The sequence below is a fragment of the Lentzea sp. NPDC092896 genome, from assembly GCF_044754905.1.
Taxonomy (GTDB): domain Bacteria; phylum Actinomycetota; class Actinomycetes; order Mycobacteriales; family Pseudonocardiaceae; genus Lentzea.
In genome coordinates this window covers 2,355,156-2,368,144 of sequence record NZ_JBIVPX010000001.1, presented here as the reverse complement: position 1 = coordinate 2,368,144, position 12,989 = coordinate 2,355,156, and the positions used below count along the sequence as shown (strand labels likewise).

At 69.8% G+C, this 12,989-nt stretch carries 14 protein-coding genes and 1 pseudogene; 7 read left to right on the top strand and 8 right to left on the bottom strand.

The window, feature by feature from the left end:
• Positions 1-207 precede the first annotated feature (207 nt).
• Positions 208-1,722 carry a catalase gene (locus ACIQF0_RS10520; protein WP_360030319.1) on the top strand — a complete coding sequence of 505 codons (1,515 nt, stop codon included), beginning with the start codon at positions 208-210 and terminating at the stop codon, positions 1,720-1,722.
• A gap of 51 nt (positions 1,723-1,773) precedes the next feature.
• Complete coding sequence (locus ACIQF0_RS10515; protein ID WP_360030318.1) at positions 1,774-1,950, top strand: CsbD family protein; 177 nt, start codon at positions 1,774-1,776, stop codon at positions 1,948-1,950.
• Between the two features lie 148 nt (positions 1,951-2,098).
• On the opposite strand, the gene ACIQF0_RS10510 is transcribed toward ACIQF0_RS10515, so the two are convergent.
• Both ACIQF0_RS10510 and ACIQF0_RS10505 read right to left on the bottom strand, forming a co-directional pair.
• On the bottom strand, positions 2,099-2,536 hold the full coding sequence (locus ACIQF0_RS10510; RefSeq protein ID WP_401027095.1) for an SRPBCC family protein: 438 nt from the start codon (positions 2,534-2,536) through the stop codon (positions 2,099-2,101).
• Between the two features lie 51 nt (positions 2,537-2,587).
• Positions 2,588-2,974, bottom strand: a complete 387-nt coding sequence (locus tag ACIQF0_RS10505; RefSeq protein ID WP_360030314.1) for a hypothetical protein — start codon at positions 2,972-2,974, stop codon at positions 2,588-2,590.
• An 87-nt stretch (positions 2,975-3,061) separates the two neighbouring features.
• Here ACIQF0_RS10505 and ACIQF0_RS10500 point away from each other — a divergent pair, with 87 nt between their 5' ends.
• The 4 genes from ACIQF0_RS10500 to ACIQF0_RS10485 all read left to right on the top strand — a co-directional run bounded on the left by ACIQF0_RS10500 (position 3,062) and on the right by ACIQF0_RS10485 (position 7,356).
• Positions 3,062-4,051 (top strand): YbdK family carboxylate-amine ligase, encoded by a 990-nt coding sequence (locus ACIQF0_RS10500; protein WP_401027092.1) that lies wholly within the window; start codon positions 3,062-3,064, stop codon positions 4,049-4,051.
• Between the two features lie 329 nt (positions 4,052-4,380).
• On the top strand, positions 4,381-5,118 hold the full coding sequence (locus ACIQF0_RS10495) for an ANTAR domain-containing protein (RefSeq protein ID WP_401027090.1): 738 nt from the start codon (positions 4,381-4,383) through the stop codon (positions 5,116-5,118).
• Between the two features lie 117 nt (positions 5,119-5,235).
• Entirely contained in the window at positions 5,236-6,015 is a 780-nt protein-coding gene (locus ACIQF0_RS10490; RefSeq protein WP_401027088.1) for an esterase/lipase family protein, read from the top strand.
• A gap of 72 nt (positions 6,016-6,087) precedes the next feature.
• Positions 6,088-7,356: a glycosyltransferase gene (locus tag ACIQF0_RS10485; protein WP_401027085.1), complete on the top strand. Its 1,269-nt coding sequence runs from the start codon at positions 6,088-6,090 to the stop codon at positions 7,354-7,356.
• Here the strand turns inward: ACIQF0_RS10485 and ACIQF0_RS10480 are convergent.
• Positions 7,353-8,564 (bottom strand): PP2C family protein-serine/threonine phosphatase, encoded by a 1,212-nt coding sequence (locus ACIQF0_RS10480; protein WP_401027082.1) that lies wholly within the window; start codon positions 8,562-8,564, stop codon positions 7,353-7,355. The genes ACIQF0_RS10485 and ACIQF0_RS10480 overlap by 4 nt on opposite strands.
• A gap of 177 nt (positions 8,565-8,741) precedes the next feature.
• Complete coding sequence (locus tag ACIQF0_RS10475) at positions 8,742-8,888, bottom strand: hypothetical protein (RefSeq protein ID WP_401027801.1); 147 nt, start codon at positions 8,886-8,888, stop codon at positions 8,742-8,744.
• Positions 8,889-8,891: 3 nt separating this feature from the next.
• On the opposite strand from ACIQF0_RS10475, the pseudogene ACIQF0_RS10470 reads away from it, so the two are divergent.
• Positions 8,892-9,113 (top strand): annotated as a pseudogene (locus tag ACIQF0_RS10470) (ANTAR domain-containing protein); the annotation flags it as partial.
• Positions 9,114-9,226: 113 nt separating this feature from the next.
• Here the strand turns inward: ACIQF0_RS10470 and ACIQF0_RS10465 are convergent.
• The 4 genes from ACIQF0_RS10465 to ACIQF0_RS10450 are packed head-to-tail and all read right to left on the bottom strand — an operon-like array spanning position 9,227 to position 12,969.
• Complete coding sequence (locus tag ACIQF0_RS10465) at positions 9,227-10,369, bottom strand: geranylgeranyl reductase family protein (RefSeq protein ID WP_401027079.1); 1,143 nt, start codon at positions 10,367-10,369, stop codon at positions 9,227-9,229.
• A complete protein-coding gene (locus ACIQF0_RS10460) occupies positions 10,369-11,403 on the bottom strand; it encodes an FAD-dependent oxidoreductase (protein ID WP_401027076.1) in 1,035 nt (344 codons plus the stop codon). Before ACIQF0_RS10460 ends, ACIQF0_RS10465 begins: the two co-directional genes overlap by 1 nt.
• Positions 11,396-11,914 (bottom strand): isoprenylcysteine carboxyl methyltransferase family protein, encoded by a 519-nt coding sequence (locus ACIQF0_RS10455; RefSeq protein ID WP_360030292.1) that lies wholly within the window; start codon positions 11,912-11,914, stop codon positions 11,396-11,398. Before ACIQF0_RS10455 ends, ACIQF0_RS10460 begins: the two co-directional genes overlap by 8 nt.
• On the bottom strand, positions 11,911-12,969 hold the full coding sequence (locus ACIQF0_RS10450) for a type III polyketide synthase (RefSeq protein WP_401027074.1): 1,059 nt from the start codon (positions 12,967-12,969) through the stop codon (positions 11,911-11,913). Before ACIQF0_RS10450 ends, ACIQF0_RS10455 begins: the two co-directional genes overlap by 4 nt.
• Between the last annotated feature and the right edge of the window lie 20 nt (positions 12,970-12,989).

The following is a 12,989-nucleotide window of genomic DNA, read 5'->3' as shown; positions in this document are numbered from 1 at the left end:
GACCGTAAGAACGCTCGGAGGGATCCGCACGGCCGGAGGCGGGCAAGATCACTCGATCGGTGATGATCACGAACTTCGTGTTTCGGCTTCGCGCGACGGTGTTCACGGTGGACGTGTTTGCGCCACCGCCGTCAGGTCGATCCGTCGGTCAGCGGCTCGCCAGTCCGCCAACCGCACCCGTGTGCGCCGAGCAGCTGAGAGGACCCGATGTCTGACCTTCCCACCACCAACGACGCCGGCATCCCGGTCGAGAGCGACGAGCACTCGCTCACGATCGGCGCCGGTGGCCCGATCGTCCTGCAGGACCACTACCTCATCGAACAGATGGCGCAGTTCAACCGGGAACGCATTCCGGAGCGCCAGCCGCATGCCAAGGGCAGCGGCGCGTTCGGCAGGTTCGAGGTGACCGCGGACGTGTCGTCCTTCACGAGGGCTGCGGTGTTCCAGCCTGGTGTCACGACCGACGTGCTGGCCCGGTTCTCGACCGTGGCCGGTGAGCGGGGCAGCCCCGACACCTGGCGCGACCCCCGCGGGTTCGCGCTGAAGTTCTACACCTCAGAAGGTGTGTACGACATGGTCGGCAACAACACGCCGGTCTTCTTCATCAAGGACCCGATGAAGTTCCAGCACTTCATCCGCTCGCAGAAGCGGCGGGCCGACAACAACCTGCGCGACCACGACATGCAGTGGGACTTCTGGACGCTGTCACCGGAGTCCGCGCACCAGGTCACGTGGCTGATGGGCGACCGGGGCATTCCGCGCACGTGGCGGCACATGAACGGCTACAGCTCGCACACCTACATGTGGGTCAACGCCGCAGGTGAGCGCTTCTGGGTGAAGTACCACTTCAAGACCGACCAGGGTGTCGAGTTCTTCACGCAGGACGAGGCGGACCAGCTCGCCTCCGCCGACACGGACTACCACACGCGCGACCTGTTCGAGTCGATCGCGAAGGGCGACAACCCGAGCTGGACGCTGTTCGTGCAGGTCATGCCGTTCGACGAGGCCGAGGGCTACCGGTTCAACCCGTTCGACCTGACCAAGGTCTGGCCGCACGCGGACTACCCGCTGACCGAGGTCGGCAAGTTGACCCTCGACCGCAACCCCACCGACCACCACACGGAGATCGAGCAGGCCGCGTTCGAGCCGAACAACCTGGTGCCCGGCATCGGCGCCAGCCCGGACCGCATGCTGCTGGGCCGGATGTTCGCCTACGCCGACGCGCACCGGTACCGCATCGGCGCGAACTACAAGCAGATCCCGGTCAACGCCTCGAAGTCACCGGTGAACAGCTACAGCAAGGACGGCGCGATGCGGGTCACGAACGTGTCCGACCCCGTCTACGCGCCGAACTCCAAGGGCGGCCCCCGCGCCGACGTCGAGCAGTACGGCACACCGGCGGGCTGGGCCGCGCAGGGCGACATGGTCCGTGCCGGCTACGTCTCGCACGCCGAGGACGACGACTGGGGTCAGGCCCGCACGATGGTCCGGGAGGTCCTGGACGACGACGCGCGGGCACGGCTGGTCGACAACGTCGTCGGCCACCTGCTCAACGGCGTGTCCGAACCGGTGCTGGTCCGCGCGTTCGAGTACTGGCGCAACGTCGACGAGGACCTCGGCAAGCAGGTGGAGGCCGGGGTGCGCGCCAAGGAGGACGAAAAGGACCCGAAAGCGGAGAAGCAGGCGAATCCGGCACGCGAGAGCATGCAGCGAAAAGCCTGAACCATGTTTTCGGACACGTTTGTCCTCAACGGCAGAGGGAATCCGATGGACATGGGTGCTGATGACAAGCTGGACGCCAAGGGCGACGAACTCAAGGGCAAGCTGAAGGAAGGCGTCGGTGACGCCACGAACGACCGCGGTCTGCAGGCCGAAGGCAAGACGGACCAGGCCAAGGGTCACCTGAAGGAAGCGGCGGAGAAGGTCAAGGACGCTTTCAAGAAGGACTGACCGTCACGCCGTTGAGGGCCCCACATCGTTGATGTGGGGCCTTCGGCATTTCACGACAACGGCCGGGAAATCGCGACGTGCTTCTGACAGTGGCGATCTCCCGGCCGGTTCCCGCATTCGTCACCCGTGCGTTTCGCGGCCCGGCGTACTAGCGGGCCAGGCTGTTGAGCACCTCGGTCATCTGCTTCTCGGTGTCGTTGCCGAGCTTCTCGAACACCACCTTGGCCAACGGCGCGGCGAGCTTGGCCGCACCGTTGAACTCGAGGTCGTTGGTGTAGGTGATGCTCGAACCCGTGCCGCTGGGCGTGACCTCGATGGTCTCGGTGGAGGTGGCGGTGTCGTTGCGGCCCACCAGCACGATCCGGTCGTCGAGGAGCTGTTCGAGCGTGTAGGTCAGTTCGGTGGTGACGCCCGCGATCTTCGAGGTGTTGTGCCAGTTCGCCCCGACCTGGACAGGTCCGCTGTCGTTGCGGGTGCAGCTCTCGGTGCCGGGATCCCACTGCACGGCGTTGCCGAAGTCGGCCAGGTACGGCACCGCGGTCTGGGGCGGGGCCTCGACGGTGAACGTGCGGGACACGGTGGTCATGGCTCGAACCTTTCGCTGGAGATGCGTTCCGGGTACCCACCGAGGGAGCGCTCAGTCGTTCTCGGCGTACGCGGCGGCGCTGCGCCGTTGCCGGTCGCGCTTGAGCTCCTTCTCCAGGCCGTGCCGCTGCCCGCCGGCCAGGTCGTCGCGGGCCGCGCGTTCGACGTCGCGGAACACGTCGTAGTACATGTCGTCGTACTCCTCGACGATCTGGAACGTCCACCGTCCAGGAAGGACGTTGCGGCCCACCAGGTCGCGTTGCACCCGCTTCGCGTGTTCGCCGTGCCCCGCTTCGCGCAGCGCCGCGATCGCCGCGTCGAGCTCGAAGTCCGCGGTGCCGGTCAGCTGGTGGAACGAGTACAGGTGCCCGCGCGCGCGTTCGGTCGTCTCCAGCGCTTTGCGGAGCTTGCCCAGCGCTTCGATCGTCTTGTCGTCCATGCCGACCCGAATACCCCGCTGCGGTTCGCGCCTACCCCGCACGGGTAACCGCAGATCGCAACGTCCAGGAAGAGCGGAGACGGTCACTTGGCCAACGCGTGCGCCGACACCGTGGGTGTTGAAGAAGAGTTCCTGCTCGTCGATCCGGCCTCCCGGCGCACGGTGATGCGCGCGCCTGCCGTGCTCGCCCGGCTGCACGGCACGGAACTGACCAAGTTCCACGCGGAGCTGGCCGGAACCCAGGTGGAAGCCGCAACCGGGCCGTGCACCAGCGTGGTCGCCCTCGGCGAGGCACTCACGCACGCCCGCACGATGGTCGCCGACGCCGCCCGAGAAGAGGGCGTGGAACTGCTTTCCCGTGGCACGCCGGTCAAAACCGCCACGCATTCGATCGTCACGGAAGGCGCTCGGTACCACCGCATACTCGACGCCTACGCGGGCGTCATCGAGGACTACGAGGCCAGCGGGTGCCACGTGCACGTCGGCGTACCGGACCGCGAGACGGCAGTGGCCGTGCTGAACCACGTGCGGCCCTGGCTGCCCACGTTGCTGGCGCTGTCGGCCAACTCCCCCGACCGCGGATACGCGAGCTGGCGGACGGTGCTGCAGTCGAGGTTCCCCGGCGCGGGCGTGCCTCCGCTGTTCTCCGGCGCGGAGGAGTACGACGCGCACGTCGGGCGGATGGTGGCCTGCGGAACGCTCGTGGACCGGTCGCAGTCGTTCTGGCTGGTGCGCCTCGGCTCGTCGCTGCCGACGGTCGAGTTCCGCGTGGCCGATGCCGCCGCCGAAGTGGACGACGCGGTGCTGCAGGCGGCACTCTCCCGTGCTCTCGTGCACACCGCCCACGACGACGTCCTCACCGGCAAAGAACCTCCCGCAGTGCGGGACGACGTGCTCGCGGCCGCGGTGTGGGCCGCGTCCAGGTACGGCATCGAGGGCGCCGCCGTCGATCCGTGGCGGGAGTGCCGGGTACCCGCGACCGCGTTGGTCGACGACCTGCTCAAGCACGTGACGTCCGCTTTGGACGAACGCGGCGAGCTGTCGCTGGTCCACGGGCTCATCGCCAAGCGCGTGTGACAGGTCGGGGAAACGTCCTTCGCAGCACGGCCTGTCGAATGCGCTGAGGGCGTGCGAAAGGCGTTGTGAACCGGGCCGCTGAGATCAGTTTGCGGGGTGAAGGCACGGGTAGCCGCCCCACGACCGAAGCGGTTCACCCTTCACGGGAGAAGACATGTCCCGAACTGAAACGACCACGCGCACACGCCTGGCGCTGCGCCGCAACCGCGCCCACCTCGGGCGCTAGTCGCGGTTCTGCTTCCCCGGCGGGCAGCGGAACGATCACCGCCGAGGAAGCTGCGGGCGTCCGCCCAGCTCGTGCCTCTGCTCTGGAAGAAGGCGAACGACCCGTGACACCGCATCACTCGAACAGCCCGCCGATCGGCGATGCCCTGGACGAGGTGACCAGCGCGCTGGACGCCCTCGGCGAGGCGCTCGGCCGCTCCGAGGACCTTCCCGCGCTGGTCGAGCTGGTGTGCCATCAGGTGAGGCACGCGGTGCCCGGCGCCGAAGAGGTGTCCGTGACGCTGCTCGACACCGGCAAGCCGTTCACAGCGTCGTCCACCAGCGAACTTGCCAAGGAGCTCGACGAGGTCGAGTACCGCGAGGACTCCGGCCCCTGTGTCGACGCGGCGAAGCAGGGACAGCTCATCCGTGCCGGCATGGGGGAGGCGTTGGAACGCTGGCCGGTCTTCGCCAGGGCGTGCCGGTCGGCCGGCATGGTCAGCTTCCTGTCCACCCCGTTGGTGGTCGACGACCAGCACGCCGGTGCCATCAACGTCTACTCGGCGCGCGACCACGGGTTCGCCGACCTCGACGGCCCGTTGCTGGGCCTCTACACCGCCGCGGCCGAGGTCGCGCTGCGCAGCCACAGCAGGTACCTGCGAGCCTCCGAGCACTCCGCACACCTGCGCACCGCACTGGACTCCCGCGCCGTGATCGACCAGGCGAAGGGAATCATCATGGCGGTGCGCGGCGTCAGCGCGGATGACGCGTTCGGGGTGCTCGTCGAGCATTCGCAGCGGGAGAACCGCAAGGTGCGGCTGGTCGCCGAGGAATTCATCGCCGGAGTGCTGAACGGCCGGTGAGTCGCGGGTGTGCAGCTCACCGCCACGACCAGCGGCCAAACGTCGCGTGCCTCGCGTTTGTGACGCCTTCGCGCGGCAATCCGGCTCCTACTGACTGAGCCGAGGAGAACCGCGCACATGCGTGCATTGCGTTCGTTGCATTCCATCACCCGTGAGCACATCGGAACGGCGATGCTCGGTGTCCAGCTGGTGGCCCATCCCGTCTGGCGTCACGCTGATCCGGACGAGGGCGCCGGTGCGGGCGTTCTGCTCGTGCCCGGCTTCGGAGCCGCGGACGCCGCGCTGAGCCCGACCAGCATCTGGCTGGCTCACCGCGGTTACCGTCCGGCAGGAGCCCGCATCGGCTTCAACCTCGGTTGCACCACCGAACTGGTCGACCGCATCGAGCGACGGCTCGAGGAACACGCGGACGTCACCGGCGGACCGGTGGTGCTGATCGGACACAGCCGCGGTGGTGGCCTCGCCCGGCTCGCCGCCGTGCGCAGGCCCGATCTGGTCCGCGGTCTCGTGATGCTGGGAAGCCCCGTCGTCGACCCGATGGCCGCCAACGCGAACGTGATGCTCGCCGCGCACGCGCTCACCAGGCTCGCCGCGGTCGGCGTCCCCGGACTCATGGACCGTGAGTGCTTCAACGGAACCTGCCACGAGAACAGCACCAGGGCACTGGCCACGCCGCTGCCGCCGGGAGTTCCGGCCGTGTCGCTGTACTCCCGGACCGACGCCGTCGTGCCGTGGCGGCTGAGCCTCGACCCGTCCGCGGAGTGCGTCGAGGTGAAGAGCACCCACATCGGCATGGGCCTCGCACCGGACGTCTACACCGCCTTGCAGCCACGGCTCGCCGCCTGGGCCAGCGGCCACCTGATCGCACAGCGTGTCGGACGAGTCGCGCGCGGGTAGCCTGAAACCGTTGGCAAATGCCGCAACCGCCCAGACCCGCGGCCTCATCACCTCGTCGTGAGGAGAACCACGGTGGGCAGCAGGTCCGAGCAAGCCACCTCCACGCGGATGACGATCGCGCTGGTCTCCGAACACGCCGGCCCGCCGGCCGCACCGGGCGCGTTGGACGCCGGCAGTCAGAACCTCTACGTGGCAGGGCTCGCGACCGCGTTGTCCGCCCTCGGCCACCGAGTGGTCGTCTACACGCGATGCGATGATCCCCAGGTCCCGCGACGAGTGCGCACCAGCGACGGCTACACCGTCGTGCACGTACCGGCCGGACCTGCCAGGAAGATCACTGAAGACGAGGTCCTCGCCCACCTGGGCGACTTCGTCCAGTTCCTCAGAACCGACTGGGAAACGCAGGTACCCGATGTCGTGCACGCCCACGGCTGGCTCTCCGGTCTCGCGGCGGTGTTGAGCGCACAGCACACCCGGATCCCGGTGCTGCAGTCCTACCACGCAGTGGGAACGACATCGCGCCAGGATCGGCGCACGAACGACCCGGTCTCCACCAAACGCCTTGCGGTCGAACGACTTGTCGGCCACGAGGCCGCCCGCGTCGTCGCCGTCTCGTCGGACGAGGCCCGCGAGGTACTCCGGATGGGGATAGAACGAACGAAGTTGTCCGTGGTGCCGCGGGGCGTCGACCTCGATCTGTTCACACCGCAGGACTCCCCCACCGCACGGACAGGCCTGCGTCAAATCGTGTCGGTGGGAAGACTGCTGCCGCACAAGGGTTTCGAGGACACGATCCGCGCTCTGTCCAAAGTGGAGGACGTCCGGCTGGTGATCGCCGGCGGTGCCGCGGAAGGCGATGTCCGCGGTGATCCCGAAGCGCGGCGGCTGCTGACACAGGCCCAGGCACTGGGAGTCTCGGAGAAGGTCCGGTTCGCCGGTCACGTGCCTCACGCCGACCTGCCCGTCCTGCTCCGGTCCGCGGACGTGGTGGTGTGCACCCCGCGGCACCGGTCGTCCGGCAGCGTGGCGCTGGAAGCGATGGCGTGCGGCGTTCCGGTTCTCGCGACCGAGGTCGGCGCGCTCGTCGACTCCGTGATCGACGGGCTCACCGGCGTGCAGGTTCCGCCGAGAAGGCCGGACGCGATAGCCAGGGCGTTGCGGTCGCTGCTCGCCGACGGCACGCAGCGGGAACTTCTGGGCGCCGCCGGGCGCGATCGCGTGCACGCGAGGTACTCGTGGCAGCGCATCGCCACCGACCTCGTGCGGACCTACACGGCAACGATCAGCAACCACCCAGCGGCCAAGACCTCCGTGCGCCTGTCACCGTCGCTCAGGCACTAGGCGGGCGAGGCGGAGTCCGTGTCGGCGCCGTGGTCGGCCTCGCGTTCGGTGCGGCCGGCTCCGTGCCAGTCCAGGCAGAGCACGGTGGCGTCGTCCTGGAGGTGATCGCGGTAGGCGCGCCGCACGGCCCGGGTCGCCGCCCGCACCACCTCCCTGGGGTGCAGCGCTTCGGTGTCGCGGAGCAGTGCGGGCAGGTCGACGTCTTCGGCGTCGCGTTCGAACATGCCGTCGGTGAGCAGCATCAGCCGATCGCCGGGGAGCAGGTCCAGCCCCTGCACCCGGTAGGGGTGCGGCTGGACGCCGAGGAGCAGGTCGATCTTCAGCTTGAGCGGCTCCACCACGCCGTCGCGCAGCAGCAGCGGTGCCGGGTGACCGGCGTTGACCAGTGTGACCGCTCCGTCGCGCAGGTCCACGCGCACCAGCAGTCCGGTCGCCAGCGCTCCGCGGCGGTGGTCCATCAGCGCGAGGTTGGCCCGCTCCGCCTGCTCGGCCAGGCCGTGGCCGGCCCGCCGAGCCCCGCGCAGTGCGCTGACCAGCAGGGTCGCGGTCAACGCCGAGCCCACGTCGTGGCCGACGGCATCAGTGATCGACAGGTGCAGGACGTCGCGTTCCACCGCGTAGTCGTAGGTGTCGCCGCCGATGTCGTGGGCCGGTACCAGTGCACCGGCGACGGTGAACTGGGCAGCCTCGCAGCAGGACGCCGTGGGCAGCAACTGGTGCTGGATCTCCGCGGCCAGGCTCATCGTCGTGGTGCGCCTGCCGGAGTGGTAGAGATCGGTGAAACGACGGTCGGTGACGATGACGTAGGCCAGTGCGTGCGCGGCCTCGCCCAGCTGTGCCAGCACCTCCTCGTCGAGTGAGGGCACGGTCACCTCCAGCACGCCGACGCAGTCGCCGCGGTTGGTCACCGGCAGCGCCACCCGCACGCCGTCGCCGTCCTGCTCCTGCCGCGGCTGCTGGGTGCGCAGCACCTCCTCGTAGACGCTGTCCCGCAGATCGATGCGCGCCGCGCCACCCCCGCCGAGGTCCCACGTGGTCGAGGTGAGCCGCACCAGCTGCTCGTCGCCGACGTCGATCAGCAGGAACGACACGTCGAACGCCTTGAACCGCTTCGCCAGGTCGCGTGCGACGACCCCGACCGACGCCGTCGGCGGTGCGCTCTCGGCGGCCGCCAGCACATCGCCGGTTCGCAGCGCGTCGCCGTTCATTCCACCTCCGTGCAGTCAGGTCACCCCAACCACACCACCCGCACCGGTCGAGCGCAACGAGACCACCGGCGACTCCCGGAACCGGTACGCGATAGAGGCGAGAACGAAACGCGTGATCACCAGGTGTGCGTCCGTGATCTGCGCACGACGAGGTCACACACCCGGCAACTGCGGACGTCAAGCGCGTTCGTCACGTTGGCCGACACGCTGGTCACCGAGTTCGACGTCGCGGACTCGCTGGACCTCCTCAAGCAGCGGTGCGTCGAACTGCTGGACGTGTTCGCGGCCGGGATCACCCTGATCGGCCCCGACGGCGTCGCTCACGTCATGGCCGCCTCATCGCGGCCGATGAACGACGGTCAGGTCGATCTCGCTCAGGCGCTGGCCGCTGTCGCCACCATCGGCATCCCGCAACACCGCGCGCTGGAACACCACGACCAGATCGCCGGCCAGTTGCAGACCGCGCTCTCCAGCCGCGTCGTCGTCGAACAGGCCCGCGGCGTGCTCGCCCAGAACGGCGGCCTGTCCACGGACGACGCCCTTGTCCGGCTGGACGGCCACGCACGCGTGAGCAATCGCCCTCTCACCTCGCTCGCCGCCGCTGTGGTCACGGGGACCGTCGATCTCGACGCCGTGCTCGCCCATCCCCACGACCACCGCCGTTACCTCCGCAGCGCGCCCCGAGTTCCGGTCCTGAGCATCGCGACGGCGAGGGCGGAGCCGATGGTGCCCGCTCCGAGACCGATCTCGACGAGGTCGTCGAACGCGCGCTGGTGGTCGCGGGCCGCGGTCGTCGCCAGGTCGACCAGCAGGGGTGTGCGCGTGAGCCGGGCGAGCGCGTCGGTGTGCCGCAGGTGCCTGCCGAGCCGGTGGCGCAGCGATCGGCGGTACCGGTCGGCAGGTTCCGGTGTCATGGCGGCGGTGCCGGCGAGGAATCCGGACAGGACGGCGTAGTAGATCCCCTCGCCGGTGAGCGGGTTGATCAGCGAGGCGGCGTCACCCGCCAGCAGAACACGGCCGTGGCCGACGTCGGGCCTGCCGGGTGACAGCGGCAGCCGGTGCCCGCGCAACGTGATCGGCGGGCAGCCGGGCAACAGTTCGTGCAGTCGTTCCACCAGGTGCGCCCTCGTGGGTGGGTCAGCGCGGACGAGTTCGCCGTAGCCGACGTTCGCGGTGCCGTCGCCGACCGGGAAGACCCAGGCGTACGCGGGCCAGTGCGCGGTGGTCATCACGAGTCGTTGTTCACCGGCGGGCCACGGTTCCGCGCTCGTGTACCCGCGCAGCGCGATGGCGGTGGTACCCGCCGGCGCCCGGCCGGCCCCGCATTGCCGTCGTACGAACGACTCCGCGCCGTCCGCGCCGATGACCGTGCGGGCGTGGACCAAGCCGTCGACGTCGACGCCGTCGCCGGCCGGGGTGAGCGTGCGGACCCGGTGCCGTCGCAGCTGCGCGCCGGCGTCGCACGCAGCTTGCACGAGCCGTGCGTCCAGCAGCGCGCGGGGCACCACCGAGGCCGGGCGCGCGAACCGGCGGGCAGCCGTCACACCTCGCGGTGACGTCAGCCGCAGATCGTGGACCGGGGCGGTACCGGCCGTGAGCGCGGTGACGTCCACGCCGAGCCCGGCCAGGACGTCCAGGGCGTGCGGTGCGACTCCGTCACCGCAGACCTTGTCGCGGGGGAAGTCCGCGGCGTCCAGCAGCAGCACGCGGGCCGCCGGGTTCGCGCGCAACGCCGCCAGCGCGGCCGTCGAGCCTGCCGGTCCGGCGCCGACGACGACCAGGTCCCAGCTGCCGCGCGCCGTCATCAGCGGGCGAGCTGGTCGACGGCGGCGGCGAACAGCCACGGCGCGCGGACGGCGGCGGGAACGATCCGGCGTCCGAGCACGGGGCGATTCCTGGCCCACAGCAAGGACTCCGTCAACCAGCGCGATCGTCGTGACGTGCGGGTCCACGCTCGTTCGTAGTCGGCGGGCCGCCCGGCACGCAGGCATCGGACGAGGTCGGCCGCGGTGGTCAGGGACAGCGCCAGCCCTTCTCCGGTGAGCGCGTCGACGTACCCCGCCGCGTCTCCCGCGAGCAGCACGCGGCCGGCCACCCGGCCAGTCGTGCGCTGTCGCAGCGGTCCAGCGCCCTTCACCCGCGAGACCGGGTGCGCGCCGGCCAGACGTGCCTCCAGTTCGGGGAAGGCGGTCAGCTGGTCGGTGAAACCGCCGCGGACCGAGGACAGGATCGCGACCCCGACCGTGTCCGGTGCCACGGGCGTCACGTACGCCTCCGACCGCGCTGCCCACGTCACCTCGACCCCGCTGCTCCAGGGGGTGAGGGCGAAGTGGCGGCGCAGTCCCCATCGCGGAGCGGAAGTCCTCGCCCGCGAGGTGAGGCCGACTAGATCGCGGATCGACGAGTGAAGACCGTCGGCGGCGACGAGGTAGCGCGCCCGCAACCCACCGGCCCGCACGTGGTCGTCGTGCTGCTGGACGTCGGTGATCTGCTTGGCCAGCACCGGTATCCCGGCGCGTCCGGCCGCCGCGCCCAGGGCGTCGTGCAGGCAGGTGCGGCGGACCCCGAGTCCGGTGCCGCCGCGGAACGGCGCGTGCGCGACCAGGGCGCCCTGCCGGTAGGTGATGCCCTCGATCAGGTGTCCCGGCGGATCCACGCCGAGCGCGGCGAGTGCCCGCACGGCAACGGGCATCAGTCCTTCCCCGCAAGCCTTGTCGAGCACGCCGGGCCGCTTCTCGCAGACCACCACGTCCAGGCCCGCCCGCGCGCAGCCCAGCGCGACGGCGAGACCGGCGGGGCCGCCTCCAGCCACCACCACGTCGTGCATCCGGTCAGGCATCCACGGATCGCAACGCGTCGTTCTCCGCGCGGATGCGGACCGTCAGCAGACCCGCGTTCAGCACGGTGAACACCACAGCGGTCAGCCAGGCGTCGTGCACCAGCGGTAGAGCGAACCCCTCGACCACGACGGCGACGTAGTTGGGGTGCGGGAAGAGGCGGTAGGGGCCGTGAGTCACGCGGGGCAGCCCGGGCACGACGACGATCCGGGTGTTCCACTGACGCCCGAGCACCCGGATGCACCACCACCGCAACGCCTGCGACAGCACGACGAGCGCGAGCATCGGCCAGCCGAGCACGGGCGTGAAGTCCCTGTCCGCCAGCCAGACTTCGAGCAAGCAGCCCGCCAGCAGGCCGGTGTGCAGCACGACCATGAACGGGTAGTGCGCGAACCCGGTCTCACGCCCTCCGCGGGCGAGGCTCCACGCCATGTTGCGCTTGGCGACGACCAGTTCGGCCAGCCGCTCGACCGCGACGAGACCGACCAGCACCGAGTACCACACCTGGCTCACCACCTCAGCAACACCAGTTCCGCGCAGAAGCCCGGTCCCATCGCCATCACCACGCCCCAGTCGCCGGGAGAAGCGGGTCTGGCCGCGAGGGTGTCGGCGAAGACGTGCAGCACGGACGCGGAAGACAGATTTCCTATCTCGTGCAGCGATCGCCACGTCATCGCGAGATCCTCCTCGTCGAGGCCGAGCACCGACTGGATGGCCTCGATGACCTTCGGCCCGCCGGGGTGGCAGATCCAGCGGGCGATGTCGCCGATCTCCAACCCGTGCGGTGCCAACAGGTGCTTGACGTCGTCGGCGAGATGTTCGCGCACGAGCTCGGGAACCTCGGATCCCAGCACGATCTTCAAGCCACTGCTGCCGATGTCCCAGCCCATGGCGCGTTCGGAGTTCGGGTACAGGTGACTGAGCGAGTCCACGACCTGTGGCCCCGCGGCCGCACCGGGATGCTCCGAGCCGACGGCGACGACCGCGGCGGCACCGTCACCGAACAGACCGGAGGCGATCATGTTGGCGGCGCTGGGATCCTGGCGCTGCACGGTCAGCGAGCACAGCTCGACGGACACGAGCATCGCCACCGAGGTCGGCCAGCCGCGCAGGAAGTCGTGCAGTCGTGCGACACCCGCCGCTCCGGCCAGACAACCGAGACCGATGATCGGGATCCGCTTCACGTCCGGCCGCATGCCGATGCGGGCGGCGATCCGCGCGTCGAGGGACGGCACGACGACGCCGGTGACCGTCGTGGAGATGATGAGATCCACATCGGACGGTCGCAGCCCCGCGTCCGCCAACGCGGCCAGAGCGGCCTCACAACCGAGATCGACCGCGACGGAGAGGAAAGCGTCGTTCGCAGCGGTGAAGCCGTCGAGCTCGCTGTACTGCTCGATGGACAACGCGAGATGCCGGGAACCGACGCGGGCGCTGCTGTGGAACCGGGCCGCCACCGCGCGGGCGGTGGAATCCGGCAAACACAACTGCGCGAACAGGTTTGTGAGCCGAGCCTGCGGGTAGCGATGCGGCGGAAGAACACCGTGCACCGCCGAAATTGTCGTCACCCCTTGTACGGTACGGCTTC